Source organism: Lactobacillus kimbladii (genome assembly GCF_014323605.1).
GTDB classification, from domain to species: Bacteria; Bacillota; Bacilli; order Lactobacillales; family Lactobacillaceae; genus Lactobacillus; species Lactobacillus kimbladii_B.
Window position 1 is genome coordinate 569,397 of the sequence record NZ_SCMB01000001.1, and the last position, 24,522, is coordinate 593,918.

Annotated in this window: 24 protein-coding genes and 1 tRNA gene; 19 read left to right on the plus strand and 6 right to left on the minus strand. The window is 36.6% G+C overall.

The window, feature by feature from the left end; all coding sequences use genetic code 11:
- Positions 1 to 4: 4 nt before the first annotated feature.
- From ERK18_RS02800 to ERK18_RS02815, 4 genes are read right to left on the minus strand one after another with little or no spacing between them, the layout of a single operon-like run.
- Positions 5 to 1,264, minus strand: a complete 1,260-nt coding sequence (locus ERK18_RS02800; RefSeq protein WP_187154188.1) for a PTS ascorbate transporter subunit IIC — start codon at positions 1,262 to 1,264, stop codon at positions 5 to 7.
- A gap of 2 nt (positions 1,265 to 1,266) precedes the next feature.
- Positions 1,267 to 1,551 carry a PTS sugar transporter subunit IIB gene (locus ERK18_RS02805; protein WP_034978611.1) on the minus strand — a complete coding sequence of 95 codons (285 nt, stop codon included), beginning with the start codon at positions 1,549 to 1,551 and terminating at the stop codon, positions 1,267 to 1,269.
- 2 nt (positions 1,552 to 1,553) lie between these two features.
- Complete coding sequence (locus ERK18_RS02810; protein WP_390885853.1) at positions 1,554 to 1,997, minus strand: PTS sugar transporter subunit IIA; 444 nt, start codon at positions 1,995 to 1,997, stop codon at positions 1,554 to 1,556.
- Positions 1,994 to 3,643: a BglG family transcription antiterminator gene (locus ERK18_RS02815; RefSeq protein ID WP_187154190.1), complete on the minus strand. Its 1,650-nt coding sequence runs from the start codon at positions 3,641 to 3,643 to the stop codon at positions 1,994 to 1,996. Before ERK18_RS02815 ends, ERK18_RS02810 begins: the two co-directional genes overlap by 4 nt.
- A 457-nt stretch (positions 3,644 to 4,100) precedes the next feature.
- On the opposite strand from ERK18_RS02815, the gene dnaA reads away from it, so the two are divergent.
- The 13 genes from dnaA to ERK18_RS02880 all read left to right on the plus strand — a co-directional run bounded on the left by dnaA (position 4,101) and on the right by ERK18_RS02880 (position 18,620).
- Complete coding sequence (gene dnaA / locus ERK18_RS02820; protein ID WP_187154191.1) at positions 4,101 to 5,468, plus strand: chromosomal replication initiator protein DnaA; 1,368 nt, start codon at positions 4,101 to 4,103, stop codon at positions 5,466 to 5,468.
- 172 nt (positions 5,469 to 5,640) lie between these two features.
- On the plus strand, positions 5,641 to 6,771 hold the full coding sequence (gene dnaN / locus ERK18_RS02825; RefSeq protein ID WP_046331321.1) for a DNA polymerase III subunit beta: 1,131 nt from the start codon (positions 5,641 to 5,643) through the stop codon (positions 6,769 to 6,771).
- Positions 6,772 to 6,997: 226 nt separating this feature from the next.
- Positions 6,998 to 7,207 (plus strand): S4 domain-containing protein YaaA, encoded by a 210-nt coding sequence (gene yaaA / locus ERK18_RS02830; RefSeq protein ID WP_046331322.1) that lies wholly within the window; start codon positions 6,998 to 7,000, stop codon positions 7,205 to 7,207.
- Positions 7,208 to 7,210: 3 nt separating this feature from the next.
- Positions 7,211 to 8,350 carry a DNA replication/repair protein RecF gene (gene recF, locus ERK18_RS02835; protein ID WP_187154192.1) on the plus strand — a complete coding sequence of 380 codons (1,140 nt, stop codon included), beginning with the start codon at positions 7,211 to 7,213 and terminating at the stop codon, positions 8,348 to 8,350.
- Positions 8,340 to 10,304 (plus strand): DNA topoisomerase (ATP-hydrolyzing) subunit B, encoded by a 1,965-nt coding sequence (gene gyrB / locus ERK18_RS02840; protein ID WP_187154193.1) that lies wholly within the window; start codon positions 8,340 to 8,342, stop codon positions 10,302 to 10,304. Before recF ends, gyrB begins: the two co-directional genes overlap by 11 nt.
- Positions 10,305 to 10,313: 9 nt before the next feature.
- Positions 10,314 to 12,800, plus strand: a complete 2,487-nt coding sequence (gyrA, locus tag ERK18_RS02845) for a DNA gyrase subunit A (protein ID WP_187154194.1) — start codon at positions 10,314 to 10,316, stop codon at positions 12,798 to 12,800.
- A 201-nt stretch (positions 12,801 to 13,001) separates the two neighbouring features.
- On the plus strand, positions 13,002 to 13,295 hold the full coding sequence (gene rpsF, locus ERK18_RS02850) for a 30S ribosomal protein S6 (protein ID WP_034978626.1): 294 nt from the start codon (positions 13,002 to 13,004) through the stop codon (positions 13,293 to 13,295).
- A gap of 54 nt (positions 13,296 to 13,349) precedes the next feature.
- Positions 13,350 to 13,871 carry a single-stranded DNA-binding protein gene (gene ssb / locus ERK18_RS02855; RefSeq protein ID WP_187154195.1) on the plus strand — a complete coding sequence of 174 codons (522 nt, stop codon included), beginning with the start codon at positions 13,350 to 13,352 and terminating at the stop codon, positions 13,869 to 13,871.
- A 22-nt stretch (positions 13,872 to 13,893) separates the two neighbouring features.
- Positions 13,894 to 14,136, plus strand: a complete 243-nt coding sequence (gene rpsR, locus ERK18_RS02860; protein ID WP_034978630.1) for a 30S ribosomal protein S18 — start codon at positions 13,894 to 13,896, stop codon at positions 14,134 to 14,136.
- Between the two features lie 251 nt (positions 14,137 to 14,387).
- Complete coding sequence (locus ERK18_RS02865; protein ID WP_187154196.1) at positions 14,388 to 16,409, plus strand: DHH family phosphoesterase; 2,022 nt, start codon at positions 14,388 to 14,390, stop codon at positions 16,407 to 16,409.
- Between the two features lie 12 nt (positions 16,410 to 16,421).
- On the plus strand, positions 16,422 to 16,877 hold the full coding sequence (gene rplI / locus ERK18_RS02870) for a 50S ribosomal protein L9 (protein WP_187154197.1): 456 nt from the start codon (positions 16,422 to 16,424) through the stop codon (positions 16,875 to 16,877).
- A 36-nt stretch (positions 16,878 to 16,913) separates the two neighbouring features.
- Positions 16,914 to 18,293 (plus strand): replicative DNA helicase, encoded by a 1,380-nt coding sequence (gene dnaB / locus ERK18_RS02875; RefSeq protein ID WP_034978646.1) that lies wholly within the window; start codon positions 16,914 to 16,916, stop codon positions 18,291 to 18,293.
- 168 nt (positions 18,294 to 18,461) lie between these two features.
- A complete protein-coding gene (locus tag ERK18_RS02880) occupies positions 18,462 to 18,620 on the plus strand; it encodes a CsbD family protein (RefSeq protein WP_109585634.1) in 159 nt (52 codons plus the stop codon).
- Between the two features lie 76 nt (positions 18,621 to 18,696).
- On the opposite strand, the gene ERK18_RS02885 is transcribed toward ERK18_RS02880, so the two are convergent.
- Together ERK18_RS02885 and ERK18_RS02890 are read right to left on the minus strand one after the other, a co-directional pair.
- Positions 18,697 to 19,896 carry a DUF2974 domain-containing protein gene (locus ERK18_RS02885; RefSeq protein WP_187154198.1) on the minus strand — a complete coding sequence of 400 codons (1,200 nt, stop codon included), beginning with the start codon at positions 19,894 to 19,896 and terminating at the stop codon, positions 18,697 to 18,699.
- Between the two features lie 116 nt (positions 19,897 to 20,012).
- Entirely contained in the window at positions 20,013 to 20,714 is a 702-nt protein-coding gene (locus ERK18_RS02890) for an MgtC/SapB family protein (RefSeq protein WP_045927259.1), read from the minus strand.
- 154 nt (positions 20,715 to 20,868) lie between these two features.
- Here ERK18_RS02890 and ERK18_RS02895 point away from each other — a divergent pair.
- From ERK18_RS02895 to ERK18_RS02915, 6 genes are all read left to right on the plus strand, one after another.
- Positions 20,869 to 20,941: transfer RNA gene (locus ERK18_RS02895), tRNA-Thr, on the plus strand.
- Positions 20,942 to 21,542: 601 nt separating this feature from the next.
- On the plus strand, positions 21,543 to 21,797 hold the full coding sequence (locus tag ERK18_RS02900; RefSeq protein ID WP_261982410.1) for a replication initiation factor domain-containing protein: 255 nt from the start codon (positions 21,543 to 21,545) through the stop codon (positions 21,795 to 21,797).
- On the plus strand, positions 21,797 to 21,922 hold the full coding sequence (locus ERK18_RS09465; protein ID WP_261982411.1) for a hypothetical protein: 126 nt from the start codon (positions 21,797 to 21,799) through the stop codon (positions 21,920 to 21,922). Before ERK18_RS02900 ends, ERK18_RS09465 begins: the two co-directional genes overlap by 1 nt.
- A gap of 30 nt (positions 21,923 to 21,952) precedes the next feature.
- Positions 21,953 to 22,132 carry a hypothetical protein gene (locus tag ERK18_RS09470; RefSeq protein ID WP_261982412.1) on the plus strand — a complete coding sequence of 60 codons (180 nt, stop codon included), beginning with the start codon at positions 21,953 to 21,955 and terminating at the stop codon, positions 22,130 to 22,132.
- Positions 22,133 to 23,154: 1,022 nt separating this feature from the next.
- Positions 23,155 to 23,394: a matrixin family metalloprotease gene (locus tag ERK18_RS09620; RefSeq protein WP_187154268.1), complete on the plus strand. Its 240-nt coding sequence runs from the start codon at positions 23,155 to 23,157 to the stop codon at positions 23,392 to 23,394.
- Between the two features lie 18 nt (positions 23,395 to 23,412).
- Positions 23,413 to 24,066, plus strand: coding sequence for a hypothetical protein (locus tag ERK18_RS02915; protein WP_187154199.1), 654 nt, complete (start codon positions 23,413 to 23,415; stop codon positions 24,064 to 24,066).
- Positions 24,067 to 24,522 lie beyond the last annotated feature (456 nt).

Here is a 24,522-nt window from a genome sequence, read left to right on the forward strand (position 1 = left end):
ATTATTAAATACCTCCAAACAAACTTCCAATAAGTTTACTAATAATGCTCCATAAAGAAAGGTCATTTCCTCCAAAAATAAGGATCCAGTTTCTAATTGTACTTCCCATCATCATAGCTGAGACTCCAACCAGGGCTACCATGGCAACAGATGCAACTGCAGTACCAATAATTGCCCCCTTAACTCCACCTTGTCCTTCCCCTATTACGGCTGCTCCCCCACATTCGAAGAAGCTTGTGATCATCAACGGCACAATCAAGATTCCAAAAAGATTAGTTACATTGGCAATCAGCACCAGAATAGTTGAAGTAATAAAGGCAGAAAGAAATCCTATAATCACAGCATTAGGCTTGTAGTTGAACAAAATCGGCACATCAAAAGCGGGCTTTGCTCCTGGTACCAGCTTTTCAGAAATTCCTTGAAAGGCTGGAATAATCTGGTTGACCAGCAAGCGTACTCCATAAAGCAGAATCAATAATCCGCCGCCGAAAGTTAAACCAGCATTTAATGCAACAGTAAACAAATTGCTGCCTTTTGGAACCAATGTAGGGGCAATTATGCCCACGATAATATCTACCGTAAACATTACTATGCCACCCGTAATTGAAATATCACGGAAAAAAGATAACCCCTTTGGAACATTCAAGTCTTCTGTAGAATGTTTCTTATTACCAACATGTTTTGCTACAAAACCTGAAATTAATGAAAGTATTGTTGTCGGATGACCAATTAAGAAAGAGTCATCACCAGTAGCCGCCCAAACATACTTCCGCATAATCCACGGAGCGATCGAAAAGTATAGTGCAGAAAGGATAGCACTCATAACAATTAAATTAATGCCTCTTAATCCACCTTCTACGCCACCGGCTACAATAACAAAAGGAACCCACCAAAGCATATGACCAGTTAAGAAAATGGTTTTTATTGGAGTGAATCTGGCAATCAAAATATGAATCACAAGTGCTAAAAACATAGCCATACCAACATCTCCGCCATATTGAGCTGTGAAGGTAATATCTGTCATGCCTTTTGCAACTGTAATACCCATTTTGGTTTGAATAGCAGTATTAATTGCTGATACCACACCAGTTAACATATTTACACCTTCAGTAAGAATTATCATACCAAAGGCAGCTGACATACTGCCTTTCACTATTTCTGCAATGGGCTTTTTCTGAACAATTAACCCTAGCATTGCAATTAGCCCAAGCAAAACAGGTGGATCTTGCAGAATATTATTTGAAATAAATTTTAGAATGTCCATAGTTAGTTACCTTTCTTATTTGCTAAAAATGCATTCATTGCCTTAAGGACTTCATCTTTATCCATGTATCGTTTAATTGCATAAACTGGTTTGTCTGTCGATGATTCAAGATCTGGCTTTAATTCAGCACTGGTAAAGTAAACATCTGCTTGTTCTGCTTTAGCTGATGCAATATCTGTATTCTTTACTTCAGCATCTAGTCCCAATTCTTTAACTGCTTTTTCCAATGTCATTTTCAAAACCATTGAACTGCCAACACCAAAACCACATACTGCTAAAATTTTCATACTTAACACTTTACTTTCTTAAACATTGAAACAATTGCCGACTTATTTGCACTCAAAATAGTTTTATAAGATTCTGTATCCATAAAAATCGAAATAACTTTCTGCAAACTTTGTAAATGACTAGTATTATCAATTGCAGCCATTACCAAAAAGATTTTGACTGGTTTACCTTCAAGATCAATTGGGTTACGTGAAACCAGTAAACTCATACCCATTTTATTAACACCATCACCTGGTCTAGCATGCATCAGAGCAAAATAATCAGTTAGGACCATATAGGGTCCATTTTTTTTAATGCTCTCAATCATGCTCGCAACATATTTTGGCGTAATAATATTTGCTTTTAATAGAGGCTCACTAGCTTTTTGTAATGCAATCTTCCAATTCATAGCACTATCTATTATTTGAACGTTATCTTCATTAAACAAAGAACATGTCACTATTATTTGACCTCCATCATTTTTGAAATAAACCATTCTTTATTTTTTATTCCATGCATAATTAGATTCATAAATGGTTCAACTATTTTTTTATCAGTTCTTTTAATCATTAACATTGCTATAATATCAACACGATTATTTCCCCAGTTGACAGGTTTATCTAAAATCGCGACAGCAATAGAACTCTTGGTAATAAATTTAGGATCGCCATGAGGTATGGCAAAACCGTTACTGATATAGGTAGACTGTAATTCTTCACGTTTTTTTAGTGATTTTTTATAACTTTCAAAACTTTTTTCATCATTCCAAGTACCACTTTTTAATAAGACATCAATGATGTTATCAGTCACTTTTTCATCCATAAAAAATATATTTCCTTTTAAGAAAGGTCCGACATCATTAATAACTATATGCTCGTCTTTTTTTTCAACACTTTGTTTTGTCACCACATCAATATAAGAGCTGGCAATTTTCTTCATATCTGAAATTGTCATAATAGGCGAAATATTCACTACAGGTACTTGTTGTTCACTTAATTTAACAGTTGAAATAATCAATGAAACATTCGATAAATCTTTTTTTACCAAATCATGCTTAGAAGTAACCTCAGTCAAAGCTGCGGCTGGTAATATTCTTTTCATTTTTGCACAAATTAAGGAACTCATTCCTATACCATTTGGACAAACGAAAAGAATTCTGTTTATTTCTTTATTACGTTCAACGGCCGCCTGAAAATGCAATGTCACAAAACCAACTTCATCATCAGAAACAGCTAAATGATTATTTTCACTAAATTCACTCAATGCATACCAAACTACCCCATATAAATCAGGATAGTTATTTTTAATTTCTTGTAATAAAGGATTAATAACCGTAGTTTTTGATTCAAGCCGCAGTTTCATCTGATAAAGATGCACTAATAATTTTTCTAATAATGATGAATCTCTTGTTAAATCTATATTTAAGCTGTCACTAACATTAGCTATTAAATGCTTCACTTCTGACTTAAATTCAGCAGGAATTTGTCCATTGTTCATGAAAAAGTTAAAGCCATTGCCAATTATTATGTAATAAAGGTACTGCATTTCCGTATCATTAAAATGATATATTTCGCTTTCTTCCACAGTTTTCAACAATTGGTAAACTAAAGGATACTTATCAAATTGCATCAATACGCTGTCAAGCTGATCCTTCTTTTTCCAACTAATTTGATATCCATTCATACCTCTGAAAACTAATATTGCTGTAGAAATAGAAATATCGCCTATATTATTTTCTGGAACTTCAAGTTTCCAAGCTTGTAATTTTTGATGAAATAATTTAAAAATGGTTTTCAGCAATCTACTATCAATAAATAAACTAATTAATTGCTTTCCTTCCTTATTACCTAACAAATCAATTACGACTCGTTTTATTATTTTTTGTTTATCTATTTCACCTCCGCCAATGTATGATCCAGAATTATTAAAAAGCAGAGGGATATTATCCTTAGATAGTCTCTTTTTGATACTAATAATGTCATTTGCAATACTGCTGCGGGAAACAAAATAATCATCAGACAATTTTTGATAACTAACATGTTCTCCATTGATCATTCGGGCTAAAATATAAAATTTACGTTCTTTACTATTTAAGAGTCTTTTTGGATCCAAGAATATCACCCTCTGATTTAATGTTATAAATTTGTATTCATCTCAGGAAGAACAAAGAAAAATCAAATTTGCACTGGAAAAACTGAACACCAAAAATCTTATCGTAAGACTTGCTTTTTTTGTTTAAAGTTTTTACTAAATAACTTATCCACATGTTCCTAACTCACAGCATTTTGCACAAATTTATCCACAATCTACAGCTTGTTAAAAAAGTTTTGCACACTATGTGGATAATATGTTTCACACTCCGTGAAATTTACTGCTATTAAAGCAAAAGATTTCCACAGTTAAAATTGTAAATAAGCAAAAATAGTTCAAAATTACTCACTTTTTTGTGTATTTTCCTGTAAATTATATCCACAGCTTGTTAATTCTGAATTCTTTTTGTGCACTTGTGGAAAACATTTTTAATAGATGGTAAAATAAGTTTTGCTTAACGTACGCGGAGGGAATTATTTTGTTTGACATTAATAAATTTTGGCATCATTTCAATAGCGAGATGCGTGAACATTTTAATGAAGTTGCTTATAATGCATGGTTTAAAAATACCAGACCAATTTCCTACAATAAAGATACGCACGAACTGAAAATTGCCGTGCAAAATCCTGTAACCAAAGGATATTGGGAAAAAAACTTGGCTTCACAATTAATTCAATCTGCCTACGGCTACGCTAATATTGAGGTCATGCCTGTTTTTCAAATTGAAGGTGAAAAAAGCAGTGAACGACTGGTAACACCTAAGCCAAAAAACGAGTCAATATCAGAAAATTCGCGACCACAAATGGAAAATGCGTTTGTGCGGAATCTTAAGCTTAATGAAAAGTACACTTTTGACAATTTTGTTCAGGGTGAAGGCAATAAATTGGCCGCGGGTGCAGCCTTGGCCGTTGCAGACAGTCCTGGCAGCTTTTACAACCCACTTTTTATTTTTGGTGGCGTGGGACTAGGAAAAACACACTTGATGCAAGCTATTGGGCATCAAATGCTGGCCGAGCGGCCCAATGCCAAAGTCGTTTATATTCAAAGCGAAACTTTTGTCAATGATTTTATTAACTCAATCAAAAATAAAACTCAGGATCAATTTCGCGCAAAATATCGCACTTGCGACTTATTACTTGTAGATGATATTCAGTTTTTTGCTAAAAAAGAGGGTATTCAAGAAGAATTTTTCCATACTTTTGAGACTCTCTACAATGATCAAAAGCAAATAGTCATGACGAGTGATCGCTTGCCAACTGAAATTCCTGATCTGTCAGAACGGCTGGTATCAAGATTTACTTGGGGTTTGCAAGTTGAAATTACTCCGCCTGATTTGGAGACGCGGATTGCAATTCTACGCAAAAAAGCTGAGGCTGAAAATTTAACAATCGACGACAGCACTTTAGACTACATAGCTTCGCAAGTTGACACTAATATTCGTGAACTAGAAGGGGCTTTGGTAAAAGTACAAGCCCACGCCACAATTGAGCATGAAGATATCAATGTTAATTTGGCTCGAGAAGCTTTGGCAGACCTTAAACTAGTCCAAAAAAACCAAGGTCTGCAAATTTCAAAAATTCAAGAAGTTGTTGCTAACTATTTCCAGACTTCAACCTATGAGTTGAAAGGAAAAAAGCGGGTCAGACAAATTGTGGTTCCCAGGCAAATTGCAATGTACTTGTCTCGTGAACTGACTGACTCCAGCCTGCCTAAAATTGGTCAGGAATTTGGTGGCAAGGATCATACAACCGTGATGCATGCTTATGAAAAAATTAGCAGGGAAATTAAAACGAATTCTGATATTAAAACTGCAGTTTTTGACTTAAAGAAAATGCTTGATCGCTAAAAGTTATTAACTGTGGATAAGTAACAGACTTGTACACATTTTCTTAACCGTAATAATTACGTTATTTTAAGAGTCATTTAGCTTTTCAACAGAAATCACAGGACCTACTAATACTACTAATTAAATATATAATTAATATAAAGGAAACAGACAAAATAACAGGAGGCACCAAATGAAATTTACAGTAAATAGAAATCTTTTCTTAGACAATTTAAACAATGTAATGCATGCTATTTCTTCAAGGGCAACAATTCCAATTCTTAGCGGAATTAAGCTTAATTTAACGGAAACGGAATTGCTTTTAACTGGTAGTGATACTGATATTTCAATTGAGATAAAGATACCAGTAAGTGAAGATTTAACTGTTGACTCAACAGGTTCAATTGTTTTACCGGCTCGGTTTTTTAGCGAAATTATTAGGCGTTTGCCAGGAAAAGAATTTTCATTAGAAGTCAAAGAAAGTTTTCAAACACAAATTATCTCTGAAAACAGTGAATTTACTATCAATGGCTTAGATGCCAATAACTATCCCAGATTACCGGAAATTCCAGACGAGTCCTCTTTTGTTATTTCGGGAAAAACTTTTCGTGAAATTATTAATGAAACCCAATTTGCGGTAGCAACGCAGGAAAGTCGCCTAGTTTTGACAGGTGTCCACTTTACTTTTAGTCCTGACAAAATCCATGCTGTGGCCACAGACTCGCATAGGTTGTCTAGCCGTGCTTTGACTTTAGAAAATGGGCCACAAACGAAAACAGATCTGATTATTCCGGGAAAGAGTTTATTGGAACTTGCGCGCATCATCGGTGAAACAGATCCAGAAATTAAAGTTTGCCCTGGTGAAAATCAAGTACTTTTTGAAATTGGCAACATTCTGTTTTATTCACGTTTACTTGAAGGTAGTTACCCTGATACTGAGCGCCTGATTCCGACTGACAGTACAACAACTGTAGAATTTGATTTGATGGAACTTTCCAGTGCGTTAGATCGAGCAAGTTTATTGACGCATGCGGGACGCAATAATGTGGTCGACTTAACATTAGATACTGAAAAACAAAGTGCTAAATTATCGGGTGAATCAGCAGAAATTGGTAATGTTGAAGAAGATGTCAGTTTTAAGAAACTTGAGGGCAACAATTTAAAGATTTCTTTCAACCCGGATTATCTACGTGATGCACTAAAAGCTTCAGTAACAGATTCTGTCATCATGGATTTCACCCAGCCTCTGCGTCCATTTACTGTGAATCCAGATAAAACTGATATTAATTTTGTTCAATTAATTACACCAGTTAGAACATTTTAATCATTGTCAAACTTAACAAAAATAAAAAGTCATCAATTGATGGCTTTTTTTCTGGCAGAATTTTTATAATCGACCACAAAAGCTTGCTGGTTTATTTTTGAGGTCAATCACTATGAATTGTTTATTTGAAAAAAATCCGTTTATATGGCTTTATATGGGCTTTTAGTTGTTTTTTGCTTGTGAAACGAATATACTTATTATAGGTATTTAAAGGGTGAAGGTGGTTATGATCAAAGAATTTAAAGTAACGAGTGAATACATTACTCTAGGGCAGTTTTTAAAAGAAGAAAGCATTATTTCTTCAGGTGGTCAAGCTAAGTGGTATCTGCAAGAAAATCCGGTCTTAGTGAATGGAGTCAAAGAAAATAGGCGGGGTAAGAAATTACGCTCCGGTGATAAACTTGAAGTTAACCACGAATCTTACGAATTGCGGTAGGTTATGTATCTCAAGCATTTTATCGCTCAAAATTACCGCAACTTGCAGCAATTTGAAGTAGATTTTGATCCTAACGTCAATATTTTTATAGGACAAAATGCGCAAGGCAAAACTAATCTGCTTGAAGCAATTTATTTTTTGGCTTTAACACGATCCCACCGGACCAGCAACGACAAAGAACTAATTGCTTTTGGTAAAGATTATGCCAATGTTTCGGGGCACATCTATAAAAGTCAAATTGATTTATCCTTGCGGGTTTTAATTACCACTAAGGGTAAAAAAGTTTGGGTAAATCGAGTCGAACAAGCGAAATTATCCAAGTATGTGGGACAATTGAACGCTATTTTATTTTCTCCTGAAGATTTAGACCTGATTAAAGGTGCACCTAATTTAAGACGACGTTTTATGGATCAGGAATTTGGTCAAATTAGTGCGGAATACCTCTATTTTGCGGGCAAGTATAAGCAGGTTTTGCAGCAAAAAAACAATTATTTAAAGCAGTTAGCCAAAGGCGAAGCTCATGACACTATGTTTTTAGAAGTCTTATCAGATCAGCTGGCAGGTGTGGCTGCAGAAGTAATTGTTCGTCGCTTTCAATTCTTAAATTACTTAGATCAATACGCTCGTGATGCCTACGCTCACATTAGTACCAGTGCTGAAAAACTTGAGGTTATCTATCGGCCATCGGTAAAAGAAATTTCGGTAAAAGACAGCGTAGAAGAAGTTTATCATAAAGTATTAAATAATTTTCAAAACAATCAGAAGCTTGAGATTCTTAAGGGTACTACTTTGAGTGGTCCCCACAGGGATGACATTGAATTTGAACTTGATGGAAAAAATGCACATTTGTATGGTTCCCAAGGACAACAAAGAACTATAGCACTTAGCATCAAACTAGCAGAAATACAACTTGTGCAACAGATAACTGACGAGTATCCATTATTACTACTCGATGATGTAATGAGTGAGCTTGATCATAACCGTCAAAGTGCTCTACTTAACTACATCCACGGCAAAACGCAAACATTTATTACAACAACAGATCTTGAGGGTATTTCCTGGGAAATAATTAAAAAGCCGAAAATATACCGCATAAAATCTGGACAAATTTATTTAGAAGAGGGGAAATTGCATGGCAGATAATAACAAAGAAAATCTTAATCAAATTAAGCAATATGAAAAAGAAGCTGATAAATATAATGCCAGTCAGATTCAAGTCTTAGGCGGACTTGAAGCAGTTCGTAAACGTCCAGGAATGTATATTGGCTCAACCAGTTCTCAGGGATTACACCATTTAGTCTGGGAAATAATAGATAATGGTATCGATGAAAGCTTAGCAGGCTTTGCCAGCAAGATTGAGGTTACTATCAATGAGGATGGCAGTGTTACTGTTCAAGATGATGGGCGTGGTATTCCGGTAGATATTGAAAAGAAAACTGGGCGGCCAGCTCTTGAAACTGTTTTTACTGTCTTGCATGCAGGCGGTAAATTTGGTGGTGGCGGCTACAAAGTATCTGGCGGTTTGCACGGAGTTGGTGCTTCTGTTGTCAATGCTTTATCAACTAAACTAGACGTTACAACAATGCGTGACGGGAAAAAGTATTTTATTGACTTCAGTCGTGGTCGCGTAGTTGATGAAATGAAAATGATTGGAAGCGTGCCCTTATCTGAACATGGTACTATAGTACACTTTTTCCCAGATCCAGATATTTTTACTGAAACCACTTCTTTTGATGATAAAATTCTCAAAAATCGCATTCGTGAATTGGCTTTTTTAAACAAAGGGTTGAAGTTAACCTTTACTGACAAAAGAAAAGATAGCGCAGAAACCGATGTTTACCACTATGAAGGTGGTATTCAGGAATATGTGTCATTCTTAAACCGTGATACAGAAGTATTATTCGATGAACCAATCTATGTCGAAGGTAACGACAACGATATTAACGTTGAAGTATCTTTGCAATATACAAAAGGCTATAAAACAACGTTAATGACCTTTGCCAACAACATTCATACTTATGAAGGCGGAATGCACGAGGCAGGATTTAAGACAGCATTAACTAGGGTAGTTAATGATTATGCTCATAAGACTAAGCTATTAAAGGATAGTGATGATAATCTTTCCGGAGAGGATATTCGGGAAGGAATGACCGCTGTAGTTTCTGTTAAACACCCTAACCCCCAATTTGAAGGTCAGACCAAGACTAAATTAGGAAATTCAGACGCTCGAACAGCTGTTGATCACGCGTTTTCGGAAACCTTCAACCGTTTCTTAATGGAAAATCCGCAGGTTGGTCGCAAAATTGTTGAAAAGGCCCAGTTAGCTGAACGTGCTCGGACAGCTGCTAAACGCGCTCGTGAGGTTACACGTAAAAAATCAGGACTGGAAATTGCCAATCTGCCTGGTAAGTTAGCTGACAACACAAGTAATGACCCCAGCATTTCTGAATTATTCATAGTTGAGGGTAATTCTGCCGGTGGTTCAGCTAAACAAGGACGTTCAAGATTAACTCAGGCAATTTTGCCAATTAGAGGTAAAATTCTGAACGTTGAAAAAGCTTCAATGGATCGTATTTTGGCTAACCAAGAAATTCGTTCACTTTTTACAGCTTTAGGTACCGGTTTTGGTGCAGACTTTGATGTTTCTAAGGCTCGCTATCATAAGTTAATCATTATGACAGATGCCGATGTCGATGGGGCCCATATTCGGACCTTGCTCTTAACCCTCTTTTATAATTACATGCGTCCGATGATTGAAAAAGGCTACGTTTATATTGCACGTCCGCCTCTATATCAGGTGCGTCAAGGCAAAGTCGTCAAATATTTAGATACCGATGAAGAATTGCATGACTATTTAGGTAGTTTACAACCAAGTCCTAAGCCACTGGTACAGCGTTATAAGGGACTAGGTGAAATGGATCCGGAACAACTGTGGGATACAACCATGAATCCTGAAAATAGAAGACTCGACCGTGTCAGCCCAGAATATGCTAAAAATGCTGATGAGGTGTTTGAATTGCTGATGGGTAACGAAGTTGGACCACGGCGCAATTTTATTGAAACTAACGCTAAATACGTTGAAAACTTGGATGCATAGGAGGTTTAAATGGATAACGACAATCAAGGTCAGGATCACAGAATAAGAAACGTTGATTTGACCAGCGTAATGAATAGTTCGTTCTTGGATTATGCCATGTCCGTTATCGTCGCTCGGGCTTTACCCGATGTGCGTGATGGCTTGAAGCCGGTTCAGCGTCGGATTCTTTATGGTATGAGTGAACTAGGAGTTACACCAGATAAACCATACAAAAAGTCAGCCAGAATCGTTGGAGAAGTCATGGGTAAGTTTCACCCCCATGGCGACTCTTCAATTTATTTAGCGATGGCTCATATGGCACAAGATTTCAGCTACCGCTATATGCTCGTCGACGGTCACGGCAACTTTGGTTCAGTTGATGGCGATGAGCCGGCCGCAATGCGTTATACTGAGGCGCGCATGAGCAAAATTGCGGTTGAAATGTTGCGCGATATCAATAAAAACACTGTTGATTGGCAACGTAATTATGATGATTCTGAAAATGAACCAGTAGTTCTGCCGGCTAGAATACCAAACTTATTAGTTAACGGTACTAGTGGTATTGCGGTTGGTATGACTACCAACATTCCGCCGCACAATTTATCAGAAGTGATTAAGGGACTGCACATGCTAATGAACAATCCTGATGTCACTACTAAAGAACTAATGAAGGCAATTCCAGGTCCAGATTTTCCCACAGGCGGTACCATCATGGGTCGCGGCGGTATTTACCGTGCTTATGAAACTGGTCGTGGCAACATTGTCGTTCGTGCCAACACTAGTATTGAAACTGAAAAAAGTGGTCGCGAAAGAATAGTTGTTTCTGAAATACCTTACTTAGTTAATAAGGCTGAACTGGTTAAGAAAATCGCCGACTTAGCGCGGGCAAAAACAATTGATGGTATTACCGGTGTGCGTGATGAATCAGACCAGACGGGGATGAGAATTACTATTGATATCCGCCGTGATGCCAGTGCCAGTGTGGTTTTAAATAATTTGTTTAAGCTGACCCAAATGCAGGCTAATTTTGGCATGAATATGGTAGCAATCGTCGATGGCGCACCGCACTTTCTCAGCCTCAAGCAAATGCTCCAGTATTACTTGGAACACCAAGAAGATGTTGTTACTCGCAGAACTAAATTTGAGTTGGAAAAGGCTGAAGCCAGGGCTCACATTCTTGAAGGCCTGCAAATTGCTCTTGATCACATTGATGAAATTGTCCATATCATTCGTCAGAGTCAATCAAGCGATATTGCAAAAGCTGCCTTAATCAGTCGTTTTGGTCTTGATGACAAACAGTCACAAGCGATCTTAGACATGCGGCTGGTACGGTTAACCGGACTGGAACGTGATAAGGTTGAGGCTGAATACAAAGATCTGCAAGCTAAGATTGCCGATTATAAAGATATTTTGGCAAAACCAGAGCGCATCAATGAAATCATTTATAATGAATTGCTGGATACTCAAAAGCGCTTTGGCGATGAGCGGCGGACTAAAATTGGCGCCAGTGAGGTTGTTTCAATTGAAGATGAAGATTTAATTGAAAAACAAGATGTTTTACTGACTTTAACCCATAGTGGCTACATTAAGCGGATGCCAATTACTGAATTCAAGACCCAAAATCGTGGTGGCAAAGGCATCAAAGGCATGGGCGTTAAGGACGGAGACTTTATTGAGAACCTCATTTACTCCAGTACCCACGATATGTTGCTATTTTTTACCAACAAGGGCAAGGTTTATTCAAAGAAAGCCTATGAAATTCCAGAATTTGGTCGTACTGCCAAAGGATTGCCAATAGTTAACTTGTTGCAACTGGAAAAAGGCGAAAAGATCCAAACGATTGTCAATATTCCTGAAGATGCTGATGACCAGTACCTGTTCTTTATTACGAAGATGGGAACGGTCAAACGTACACATGTCAGTGAATTTGGTAACATCCGCAATAGCGGCCTAATTGCATTGACATTGCGCGATGGTGACGAGTTGAATAACGTTTTGGCTACAGATGGCAAGCAGGATATTTTAATCGGCACTCACTTAGGTTATGCAGTACGCTTTAATGAAAAAACTGTTAGATCTATGGGTCGAACTGCTGCCGGTGTTCGCGGAATTAATTTGCGTGAAAATGATTATGTTGTTGGTTCTGGGGTCGTTAAGAATAGTGATGAAGTCTTGGTCATTTCTGAAAAAGGCTATGGCAAGAGAACAGCGGCTTCTGAATATCCAACAAAGGGTCGTGGCGGTAAAGGTATTAAAACCGCAAACATTACCGAGAAAAATGGTCCATTATCAGGAGTAACAGTGATTGATGGCAGTCAGGATATTATGGTTATCACTGATGATGGCATCATGATTCGCTTCAAAACAAATGACGTCTCTCAAACAGGTCGCAGCACTCTCGGTGTACGCTTGATTAAAGTTAATGACAACAATAAAGTTGCCAGTCTTGCAATTGTTCCTGCTGAAGAAGACCAGGAAGTAGCAGCTTCAGAAGAAACTGACAAAGAGCAAGATTAATTACTAAATCAAAACTTTTAAAAATTATCAGATTATTTTACGTACTTACTAGTAAGAAATAAAAATTTCTTATTGGATCACGTGAAGATAGTTTGGTAATTTTTTGTTTATGTGCTAGAATTAGAGATTGCGAGTAATAAAATTACTCCTTGTTCTTGATTTTTAGCAAGAACCATTTAGTCCAGAAGGAGGTGCACTAGTATGACAACTACTAAGTACGAAATAACTTATATTATCAAGCCTGACATTGATGAAGAATCAAAAAAGGCATTAGTTGAAAACTATGATAAGGTTATTACCGATAACGGTGGTACGATGGTTGAGTCAAAAGACTGGGAAAAGCGTCATTTCGCATATGAAATTAATAAATATCGTGAGGGATTATATCACGTTATGACTTTCACTGCTGATAACGCTGATGCAGTTAACGAATTTGACCGTTTATCCAAAATTGATACTGCCGTTTTACGTTCAATGACCGTTAAAGTTGGATAATTAATAACAAAAACTTTATCGTTTTCGTGATTTAGGAAAGGAAGGACCTAAAGTATGATTAATCGAGTTGTACTTGTTGGCCGTTTAACACGTGATCCTGAATTGCGTACTACTGGGAGCGGAATCTCGGTTGCTACGTTTACTCTTGCTGTAGATCGTCAATATACAAACGCACAAGGCGAGAGAGGTGCAGATTTTATCAGTTGTGTCATTTGGCGCAAAGCTGCGGAAAATTTCTGTAATTTTACGTCTAAAGGTTCACTTGTTGGTATTGATGGCCGAATTCAAACCAGAAGTTACGATAATAAAGATGGGCAAAGAGTATATGTAACAGAAGTTGTCGTTGACAACTTTGCATTGCTTGAATCACGTAAAGATCGTGAAGCCCGTGGTCAAAATGGTGGTTATACACCAAATAATAATGGCAATTTTGGTAATCAGAATACTAATAATACCCCTAACATGGGAGCATCTAACCAGAATAACTCCGCTAATAATGGACCAGATAATACTCAGGATCCATTTGCAGGTTCTGGTGATACCATTGATATTTCTGATGATGATTTACCATTCTAAATTAACAGAAAGGACCTAGGATATGGCTCAACAAAGAAGAAGCGGCGGCGCTCATCGTCGTCGTAAGGTTGACTACATTGCTGCCAACCATATTGATTACGTTGACTACAAGGACGTTGATTTGTTGAAACGTTTTATCTCTGAAAGAGGTAAAATCTTACCACGTCGTGTCACTGGCACTAGCGCTAAGAATCAACGTAAGGTAGCTAAGGCAATTGAAAGAGCTCGCATTATGGGCTTGTTGCCATTTGTTACTGAAGACTAGTAACTAAATAAAAAATAGCTTTGCACTAATATTGGTTGTAAAGTGAAAAAGATAAAAGCATCAAGCTGATAATGGCTTGGTGCTTTTTGCTTCGTAAGATTTAAAATGAAATATCATAGCAACAGTATAAAGAGTGTAATTTTTGCAGGTAAGAGGATAGTTAAAACCTGAATATTGCCTAGTTTCTTATCCAGAGAATACAATGTATAATAATAATGATGTATTATACATTATTTTAGGAAGGACCTTACATGAAAGATTTTTTACGTAAGCTTGAATTTCCTGCTTTTATTAAAGATTCCAGGCTCACGGCCTCAGTCATTATTATTTTAGCGTTATCGCTTTTGGGTAGTATCGTGGCAATGATCATGAACCCATTATTTGGCTTGGCCATGGTTTTGATCTTTATTTTGACTGTAGCATGCGTTGCTTATGGTGCATATATCTTAGCTGGCAATGCGAATAATTTTGCTGTTAGTTTGTCTTACCGAATTAAGCGCAGCGAACAAGAGGCAATGATTAAAATGCCACTCGGCATTTTGCTTTATGATGAGGATCGGCAAATTCAGTGGGCCAATCCTTACCTGCAGCTTTATTTAAAAAATGAAGATTTGATTGGACATACAATTGCTTCTGTTGATCCTGAACTAGATAAATTGATTGATGAATCATTGAAGGCCAAAACAGCTGAGAATCATGTAGTAAATTGGGATGGTCATCAATTTGAGATGGTTATTCAGGACAATCTCGGTGTTGTTTATTTACTTGATATTACGCGTTATGCCAAAATCGAAGAAAGATACAATAATGAATTATTGGCCATTGGCCAGATTTTTATTGATAACTACGATGAATTAAGCGAAACAATGCATGATCAGGAGCTAACGACTACTAGTGCATATGTTCAGAATACTTTGAGTGATTATGCTAAAAATTTTAATGCCTATCTTAAGCGTATTGATGAAGATCACTTTTTGTTGTTACTGCACATGCAAGATTTGGTTAAAATGGAAAAAGACAAGTTTTCTGTTTTGGATAAAATGCGTTTGGAAACCAGTCGTAATAATACGCCTTTAACTTTATCAATTGGTATTGCTTTTGGCAGCAGCTTGATTACCGAGTTAGCTGATCAAGCACAGTCAAACCTTGACCTTGCGCTTGGCAGGGGCGGCGATCAAGTTGTTCTCAGTCAACCAGGCAAGGCTGCTCGTTTCTTTGGTGGTAAATCGAATCCGATGGAGAAAAGAACCAGAGTTAGAGCCAGAATGGTTTCACAGGCGATTAGTGAGCTGTTTAAAGAGGCAGACCGCGTTTTTGTAGTTGGCCATGCCAGCCCTGACATGGACTCAATCGGCAGTGGCATTGGCGTTGTTAAAATCGCTCGTCTGCAGCATGTGAAGGCAAATTTTGTCTTAGATGTTAATAAAACCAATTATGATGTCAGCCGTTTAGTTGCTAAAATGGAAAAGGTAAAGGGAGATAATGATATTTTTATTGCTCCTGGGGATGCCTTGGAAGCAGTGACTGACAAGTCCATGTTGGTTATGGTTGATCACTCGAAATACTCTATTACTTATGCGAAAGAATTATATGATCGGTTAAGGGATAGAATTATTGTCATTGATCACCACCGTCGCGGTGAAGAATTTCCTGAAAATCCAATGCTGACGTATGTTGAGCCTTATGCCTCATCAGCCTGTGAACTGGTGACTGAAATGGTTGAATACCAGCAGCCAAGTTCCGGCAAGCGCGTGTTAACTGACCTTGATGCTACGGCAATGCTGGCGGGAATTACGGTTGATTCGAAAGAATTTTCTTTGCGTACTGGTACTCGGACGTTTGATGCTGCCAGTTACTTGCGGTCGATCGGTGCAAGCACGATGGGTGTCAGTGAACTGCTGAAAGAAGATATAGACAGTTTCTTGCAGCGTACTCGTTTGGTCAGCAGCTTAAAAATGATCAAGCCCAAAATGGCTGTTTTATGCGGTCCAGATGACAAGGAAATTGATCCTATCATCACGGCTCAAGCAGCAGATACGGCTCTTGATTTAGAAAATGTTGAAGCCAGCTTTGCAATCACCAGGCGGAATAAGGATACAATTGGTATATCTGCCCGTTCAATGGGTGATATTAATGTCCAGGTAATTATGGAGAAACTTGGCGGCGGTGGCCATTTGTCTAATGCAGCTACCCAAATTAAAGGGATATCTGTTAAGGAGGCACTTGCCAAATTGATGGATGCGGTAGATACTTATGAACAAGAAAATGAATAAAAGGAGAGCACAATGAAAGTTATTTTTACTAAAGATGTTAAAAGCCGGGGCAAACGCGGTGAAGTTAAAAATGTTCCTGATGGTTATGCCCAAAACTTTTTATTTAAGAGGGGATTAGCCAAAGCTGCTACTAAAGCAAATATGCATACTTTGGAAAGAGTTGCTGCTAACGAAAAGGCAACTTATGAAGCTGAAAAAGCTGAAGCTGAAAAAATTAAGACCGAACTAGATAAGGATGAAACAGTAGTTAACTTTAAGTCTAAGGCCGGTTCAGATTCTAGATTATTTGGCTCGATTTCTGGTAAAAAAATTGTCGAGGGCTTAGAAAAGCAATTTGGTATTAAGATTGATAAACGCAAATTAAACCTGCCTGAACCAATTAAATCGTTGGGCTACACCAATGTACCAGTTAAGTTGTTTAAGGGCGTAGAAGGCAAAATCCGCGTCCATGTTACTGAACAGGATTAGCCTTTAGTTGAATTCTGAAAAAAGTGGGCGTGATTAATGGATAATATTGTCTCACAGCAGATACCGCATGACGATGAAGCTGAAAAAGCGGTTCTGGGCGCAATTTTTATAGATCCTGCTGCAATAGCTGATGCCAGTGCTGAGGTTCAGCCGGATGATTTTTATAAGAGAGCAAATCAGTTGGTTTTCCAGGCTATGCTTGATTTATCTGACCGTGAGGATGCAATTGATCCGTTAACGCTGCAGGATGAACTGACTAAGAAAAATCAGCTTGATGATATTGGCGGCATTGCTTATGTTTCTGAGCTGGCCATGGCGACTCCAACGGCTGCTCATGTCACTTATTATGCTAAAATTGTACACCGCAAAGCATTATTGCGGCGGCTTATTTCTGCCAGTCAAAAAATTATTACGACTGCAATGCAGGACTCCGATGATGTTACTGACATTTTAGATAACGCCGAAAGCGAGATTATGAATGTCTCATCGGAAAATAACGCCAATGGCTTTCGTAACATCAAGGATATTGTTAATTCCACGATTGATGAAATTAACAATATTCCTGAAGATGGCAATATGGTTACCGGTTTGCCTACTGGTTTTGTCGAGCTGGATAAAATGACTACGGGTTTTCATGATGATGAACTGGTAATTGTGGCTGCTCGTCCCGGAGTGGGAAAGACTTCCTTTGCGCTTAATGTTGCCCAGTATGTTGGTTTGCATACTGATAAAACTGTGGCAATGTTTTCCTTGGAAATGAGTGGAGAACAGTTAGTGCAAAGAATGCTGGCTTCAGAAGGATTAATTAATTCGCAGCACTTGCGGACTGGCCAACTGGACGAAGATGAGTGGCCTAAGCTGGTTGCGGCATCGGGTTCTTTAGCAACAGCTAATATTTATATTGATGACACTCCAGGTATTAAGATGAGTGAAATCAGGGCTCAATCTCGCCGCTTAGCTAAAGAAAAAGGCAATTTAGGCTTAATTGTCATTGACTACTTGCAGTTGATTGAAGGTCCGCACAGTGAATCACGCCAGCAGGAGGTTTCCGCTATTTCACGGCAATTGAAGAAATTGGCTAAAGAACTTCATGTGCCGGTTATTGCCTTATCGCAATTATCGCGTTCAGTTGAACAGAGACAGGATAAAAGACCAGTTTTGTCCGATATTCGTGAGTCAGGTTCAATTGAGCAGGATGCCGATATTGTCTCCTTTCTTTATCGTGATGATTATTACCGTGATGAAGAAGAGGGCGAAGAAAATAAAGAGGTATCAGCTGAAGATGATAACGGTGAAGTGGAAGTTATCATTGAAAAGAACCGTTCTGGTAGCAGGGGCACAGTGAAATTAATGTTTTCTAAACCCTATAATCGCTTTTCGAACCTCGATTATAGTCATGATCAGCCTAACGAATAGAAATTAATAAAAGCCACGGTGTTTTAAAGGAAAACACTGTGACTTTTTGATTTATACTATATTTTAACAAAAAATAAGGCGTTTTTAATGACAATATTTCTACTAAATTGTACTATTAAGGTGTGAATAGCAAAATTTCGCTAATTTTTTGGGAAAGGACCGATTAAAATGGCTGATAAAGGTTTTAAAGACAAGGTAGCTGGTAAAGCTAAAGAAGTCAAAGGCAAAGTTCAACAAGCTGCCGGTGATGTCAAAGACAAAGCTCAAGAAGCTACTGAAAACGTCAAAGACAAAGTTGATGACGTTAAGGATAAAATGAAAAAATAATTGTTTAATTAACAAAAAAAGAGGCTGGAAAACTAAATGTTTTCCAGCCTCTTTTTTGGGTTACACATGAAACAATTTACCGTAATTTACGCTGGATGCTTTTTGGCAACTTGATATTGGGACGTTCCGGATCGTAAAATTCATAAAAGACTGGAGCTTTATTAGAATCATTACTTTTAGGATAAAGTTCATAGTTGCTGTTCATCAAAGGCAGAGTCATATTCTTTTTATATGAATTCCAGATGTTGCTTAGTACCTGCGTCAGCAATTTTCTTTCTTCGGATTCCAAGGATAAAAAGGCGCGGCCAAAGCGATAAGTTCCTACTATTTTATTACTGGTTAGCTGGTGTAATTCATCAATATCGTAATTTTCAAATGCCTCGAAAAGATCAGAAAAAGCATCGCTTCTTTCTTGATCAGGGATTGAATTATTAAAATTAATAAGAGCGTGTCTGATAACACGACTGCCTGACGATAACCCGTCAGCCAGGGTAAAACTGTCGCGCCCTACTGACCAGCGGCGCGGATCATGTTGGTTGCGCATAGGCACCGTACTTTTAACAACCAGTACTTGTTCAGGATGGTCCAGCATTGCACCAAAGATTGAGCCTTGAGGGATGTAGGTTTTCATTTTAGGCATAGAAGCAGTGAAGCCGGGACTCGTGTACACTTCATGGAAAAAGCCCGGCCCGTCAAAACTAATCGCTTTTATTACCCGCTTTTGAATTTCAGGACTAACTGCACTTAAAGCAAATTGAGCAAAGTTGCCTCCTTTTGAATGACCTAAGAGGTAAATCTGTTGGTCACTAAATTTATGTGCAATTTCAGTAAGATATTTAGCAGCCACTTCTTGACCATAAATTTCCGGCAAATAATTCATACCCATATCTTCATTTAGACCGATCATGGTGCCGTCGGTTCCCCGAAAGGCAATAGCTATGGTGTTTGAATCAATAAAAAAGGTGACAGCAGTAAATTGCAAGGGATGCGGTTCTTTTTCCAGCCTATCAGTCCAATCCAAAATTTTAATGTTGCCAATTCTAGGACTTTCTGGTAATAACATAACCTCGGTTGCAGTTTCGGCATACATTTGATGTTGAAAAGAGGGCAGCTTATACAGTTTTTCAGCTACTTCTCCTAAAGTATGACCAGTGGCAGAACTATCAGCTGGCAAATAAGCTATGGATGACAATAGCGAAGCATCTACACTGTTGAATGGTTTTTCTGAGAAGCTTAAGTCACCACGCCAGCGTAAATAATCAAGTGGTCCAGCCATATTAATTCTCCTTTCACAAAAAGTTTATATTAATATTGTAGTGAGTTTGCTCAGCTAAGATAAAAATTATGCAAAAAAAACAATAGAATTAACTATTGCTTAAAAAGTAATTTGCTCTATTTATCTATACTGGCATAACTGATGCGCTTGATGTCAGGATACTTGCGCAGGGCCATAATAATATCGTTTTCATCAATATTATTGTTAATAATGCCGTCTACAAAAAAGATAATTCTTTCATCGCTGACAAAAAGTATTTTTACGGAAACATTTTCAACATGATTTGTTTCCAGTTCCTGCTCGATTATGTGCAGAATGTCAGGCTTATTAACGGCTTCTATCTGAATGTTGAACCTGATATGCATGATGATTTTATCAATTATGGTATCATCATGAAACATCATCTGGATAACAAAGAGCAAGGCAGTTGCTAAAATGCCAATAAAGTATAAACCAGAACCAATTGCCATCCCGATAGCAGCTGTTGCCCAGATACCAGCAGCAGTTGTCAAACCGGAAATCTGTTGCTTTTTAATTAAAATCGTTCCGGCGCCAATAAATGAAATACCTGAAACTATTTGCGCAGCAATTCTAGAAGGGTCCAAAGCAACGTCTGACATTTTTAATAAATCGCCAAAACCATACTTTGAAACTATCATAAATAGCGCGGAAGAAAAGGCAACTACAATATGTGTCCGCACTCCGGCACTTTTTCTTTGAATCGCACGTTCATAACCGATCAACGCTCCGCACAAAGAAGCTACTACAATTCTTAATAGCCATGGGAGTTCTGCGTTAATCGATGCTAAATTTGCCATTACATCCACTCCATTTCTAAATCTATTCTTATATTATACTCTTAAAAAAGCGCGTCAAATGACAGTTATAACAAAAACTGGTAAAAAGTCAAAAAATGCTTGCGTAAACTTTTAGAATATGTTTTAATTAATATCGTTGTCGAGATATGACAATGCTGACTTAGCTCAGTTGGCAGAGCACGTCATTAGTAATGATGAGGTCGGAGGTTCGAATCCTCTAGTCAGCATTCAGTAAAACAAGCGAAAGATTTCTAAGTCTGTTATCCAGGTTCAAAAGAACTTGAGAGAGCAGGCTTTTTTGTTATTTTTGCATAGTTTGTTAACTTTTAAAAACACTTATGAATATTTAGGTCAGCCACAAGATTTGCCACACAAGATGAAAATTTGAAATTTTGTGTGGAAATCTCTGAATACAAACGTCATAAAGGTTGATATGACTGCTTTTCTTGAGGTAGATCTATGTGGCAAAGTAAAGTAAAAAGCATAAATATCGTTCATGCATAAGTAACTACAAGTTTAAAAATACTTAGTTACTAAATGTATTTGTTATGTCATTTCCTTCCATATCTTAAATTTTTACATTTTTAATGTCTAAAATTTTTTCTAAAGGATCTAATAATTCTAAACCATTTTTAGTAACAATGCTGTTGGTTAATTCACTGCAAGAATAGATATTGCGATAGATTTAATTGATTATGGTTTTTCAGTTAATGGAATAAGTGATGGTCTAGCAAAAAAAGAACTGATTTTTTTGAATAAACAAGGAAACATAATAGGTTCAGAGCATTATAAGATTATTGGGTAGCACTGAAGAAGCACAGACAATTTATGTTGGGTAGTAGGAGAAGTGAGGCTTTCTTACGAATTTGTAATAAGAAGATTGAACAAGCACGATCAGACGGGCTATATCTAGCTGTTTCAATTGAATGTAAAGACTGGATAAGAATTGAAGCAGAATTTAAACATCGTCTGGCTAAGGAAATAGGTAAATTAATTGCTTTGATGGAAACAGATGATATTTACCCAAGGCTATTAAGCTGTGTATTAGACTGGTGGTCGTTAGTAAAGAATAGGGGGAAATAATGATAGATAAGGAATTGCTTTATTCTTCAGAATGGGTAGTTTTGCATGAATTAGCTAAGAGAAAAGGATTAAGCGATCTTGAACGTATTCAAACTGATGCCTTGTTGAATAAAAAAGTTAACTAGTTTCTATTCAATGGAGCAACTGGCGTATTAATGCTAATTAAGGAAATATATGGTTCAACTGACTTAAAAGAATTTTATATGTTTCTTGATTATTTTATGAAAGATGTTGATAAACCAGGACATTATCAGTATTCAGATAAGATAAAAAGTGATATTAAAACGGTCAAGAGCGCTGTTCAAGAAAGTGAATTAAAAAAATATTTGGAGTAGCTAAAACAAGAAACGACTAAATTAGATTCGGGAAAATGGGGTAGAAAGTAATGTTCGGGACACAATTTTTGAATGCGCAGCAAATAGCGCAAAAGTTAGGAATCAGTTATACGTATTTTTTTAAGGTGCTAAAATAAGTTTCATCACTGTCAGAATAAGTTTATCTATGAACATGATTTGACTAATAAAAATGAATAGATCACTTTGAATATTAAAGATTATCGGCTATGTGCTTTTGGCTATCCAGTTGTGCAACATAGTATGAATGATATGTTGAAAAAATTGTGTAATAAAGTTGGATAAATAACGGTAAGTTAAGTATTAGTATGTATACGTGTCGGCATACGGTAGTAACTAAATTAGGTAATACTCCGGGTATGAGTTATCCATGGGCAGCAAGTCGTATGGGGCATACAGTAAAAATGTTTATGAAAACGTATGTCCATGTAGATGAGGATCGGAACGTGGAAATGTCGGAGTTAGTGATAGATAATATTAGCTTGAAATAATGAATAAATTTATCATTGACGTTTATAATTGTTTTTTTTTATATAATAACTTTGTATTTTATGTTATGTAAAGGTGGTAAATTAAATGAAAAAGATAAAAGTTTATTTAGTAACAGTTTTATCTGTACTTTTATTAGGAGTGCAAACCCTACCTGTGTTGGCAAAGACTGAAAGTATCACTCCTACAAGTAATTCATAGATTTAATTCAAAAGAATCAACTTACGTAATCGACAAACAATCTAAATACTATAAAACTGTTTGGAAAAAAGCAATATCGGCTTGGAATAAAGTGGGTTTTAGTTGGAAAAAATCCAGTAGCTCGAAAATTCATTTGATGTCACTTACTATGAAGCAAGATAAGCGTAAAGTTGACAATAAATCTGATAGAATGACAAAGAATATTGCAGAACATATATTATATGGTCGTATAAAGGAACCGATATAATAGCAAAGGCAGACGTTAAGTTAAATAAAGATACTTTAAAAAAGAATCTTTTTACCCAAAAAGAAAGATAAATGTTGCTGAACATGAATTAGGACATGCTTTAGGTTTAAATCATAATTTAAAAAATAGTAAATCTGTTATGAATCCAGCCAATAGATATTATTCTATTAAAAAACCTGATATAAAGGGAATGAATAAAATTTATTCTAAGGTTGTTAATAATGATATGATTGATAAGAAACCTAAATTGGTAAAGACTGTTTTTCGATTGAAAATAGACTCACAACATAAAAATAGAGCTAGTTGATAAAGCGAGGTAAAGATTATGAATAAGCGAAAAATTTTAAATGTAAGTATAGCTGCAACTTCTATGATACTGTTTGCTAGTGGATTAACTACATCAGTTTCTGCTAAAAATGGGTTAAGTATTGTAAAAGTTGGAAAAACTGTTTGTCCTGCATATGGTATAGCTAATTTTCATACGGTATATTCTGGGAAGACACATAGAATTACTTTTACAGGTACTGCTTCAGGCTTTAAAACTTTAACTATAAAATATGGTAATAAAGTCGTTAAATCAGTTAAGGTTAAGAAAAATGGTGAGAAGTTTAAAGTAAATGTTTCTTTTAAGGGATATAACACCTTTAAAATTTATGGCGATAAAAAAATATTAAAGACGGTAACTTCGTCCAAGTATGCAACCAAAAAGCCGAATATTTATTCATATGATCAATCAGAAGATAATTTGAAGGTTAAATTATATGGTAAAAAGGGCGATATCATTATTGTTTGGAAGAATGGACAGCCAATTAATAGACAAAAAGTTGTTTCATCTGAATTAACAACTCTAACGGTGGAAAATAGTGCATTCGATGATAATGCCAAAGTAGTAATTACGGAACGTAAATTAGGTAAAAAGACCAGTAAGGGTATTCAATTATCTAAATTGGATATTGGTGAGCATGCTATTATGAATTAAGCTTAATGCCACAATTTTTGCCACACAGTTTTATTGTTAATGGATGTAATTATTGATGTAGCAATAAAATTAAGTGTAAGACTAGATGCTTCTAGTCGCACTAAGAAAACAATCGAAAGATTTTTAAGTCTGTTATTCAGGTTTAGAAGAACTTAGAATGATAGGCTTTTTTGTTGTAGTCATTTTGGCGTTGGCAAAATAAGTTCTCCTTGAAGATGATTTAATTGTATTAAATATTATGCTTGGTGTGCCCTAGGCTAACCAATTACACCAAAAGTATGTGATATATTGAAGCAAATATGTGACAAAGTTGAAATTAAATAGTGGGCTTTATATGTCAGCATGTATACTTATCTGTATAAAAGTAGTAATTAAATTAGACAATCTCCTGTATTAGCTAGTCCCAGATAGCTAGCTGAATAAAGATATTGGAATGTTGGAAGTAATTATTGACAT

Excerpts from the sequence above, each read along its gene's own strand:
- ERK18_RS02800 (WP_187154188.1), bottom strand. The coding sequence starts at position 1,264 with ATGGACATTCTAAAATTTATTTCAAATAATATTCTGCAAGATCCACCT.
- ERK18_RS02805 (WP_034978611.1), bottom strand. The coding sequence starts at position 1,551 with ATGAAAATTTTAGCAGTATGTGGTTTTGGTGTTGGCAGTTCAATGGTT.
- dnaN (WP_046331321.1), top strand. The coding sequence starts at position 5,641 with ATGAAATTTACAGTAAATAGAAATCTTTTCTTAGACAATTTAAACAAT.
- yaaA (WP_046331322.1), top strand. The coding sequence starts at position 6,998 with ATGATCAAAGAATTTAAAGTAACGAGTGAATACATTACTCTAGGGCAG.
- recF (WP_187154192.1), top strand. The coding sequence starts at position 7,211 with ATGTATCTCAAGCATTTTATCGCTCAAAATTACCGCAACTTGCAGCAA.
- gyrB (WP_187154193.1), top strand. The coding sequence starts at position 8,340 with ATGGCAGATAATAACAAAGAAAATCTTAATCAAATTAAGCAATATGAA.
- gyrA (WP_187154194.1), top strand. The coding sequence starts at position 10,314 with ATGGATAACGACAATCAAGGTCAGGATCACAGAATAAGAAACGTTGAT.
- rpsF (WP_034978626.1), top strand. The coding sequence starts at position 13,002 with ATGACAACTACTAAGTACGAAATAACTTATATTATCAAGCCTGACATT.
- ssb (WP_187154195.1), top strand. The coding sequence starts at position 13,350 with ATGATTAATCGAGTTGTACTTGTTGGCCGTTTAACACGTGATCCTGAA.
- rpsR (WP_034978630.1), top strand. The coding sequence starts at position 13,894 with ATGGCTCAACAAAGAAGAAGCGGCGGCGCTCATCGTCGTCGTAAGGTT.
- ERK18_RS02865 (WP_187154196.1), top strand. The coding sequence starts at position 14,388 with ATGAAAGATTTTTTACGTAAGCTTGAATTTCCTGCTTTTATTAAAGAT.
- rplI (WP_187154197.1), top strand. The coding sequence starts at position 16,422 with ATGAAAGTTATTTTTACTAAAGATGTTAAAAGCCGGGGCAAACGCGGT.
- dnaB (WP_034978646.1), top strand. The coding sequence starts at position 16,914 with ATGGATAATATTGTCTCACAGCAGATACCGCATGACGATGAAGCTGAA.
- ERK18_RS02880 (WP_109585634.1), top strand. The coding sequence starts at position 18,462 with ATGGCTGATAAAGGTTTTAAAGACAAGGTAGCTGGTAAAGCTAAAGAA.
- ERK18_RS02885 (WP_187154198.1), bottom strand. The coding sequence starts at position 19,896 with ATGGCTGGACCACTTGATTATTTACGCTGGCGTGGTGACTTAAGCTTC.
- ERK18_RS02890 (WP_045927259.1), bottom strand. The coding sequence starts at position 20,714 with ATGGCAAATTTAGCATCGATTAACGCAGAACTCCCATGGCTATTAAGA.
- ERK18_RS02900 (WP_261982410.1), top strand. The coding sequence starts at position 21,543 with ATGTTGGGTAGTAGGAGAAGTGAGGCTTTCTTACGAATTTGTAATAAG.
- ERK18_RS09465 (WP_261982411.1), top strand. The coding sequence starts at position 21,797 with ATGATAGATAAGGAATTGCTTTATTCTTCAGAATGGGTAGTTTTGCAT.
- ERK18_RS09470 (WP_261982412.1), top strand. The coding sequence starts at position 21,953 with ATGCTAATTAAGGAAATATATGGTTCAACTGACTTAAAAGAATTTTAT.
- ERK18_RS02915 (WP_187154199.1), top strand. The coding sequence starts at position 23,413 with ATGAATAAGCGAAAAATTTTAAATGTAAGTATAGCTGCAACTTCTATG.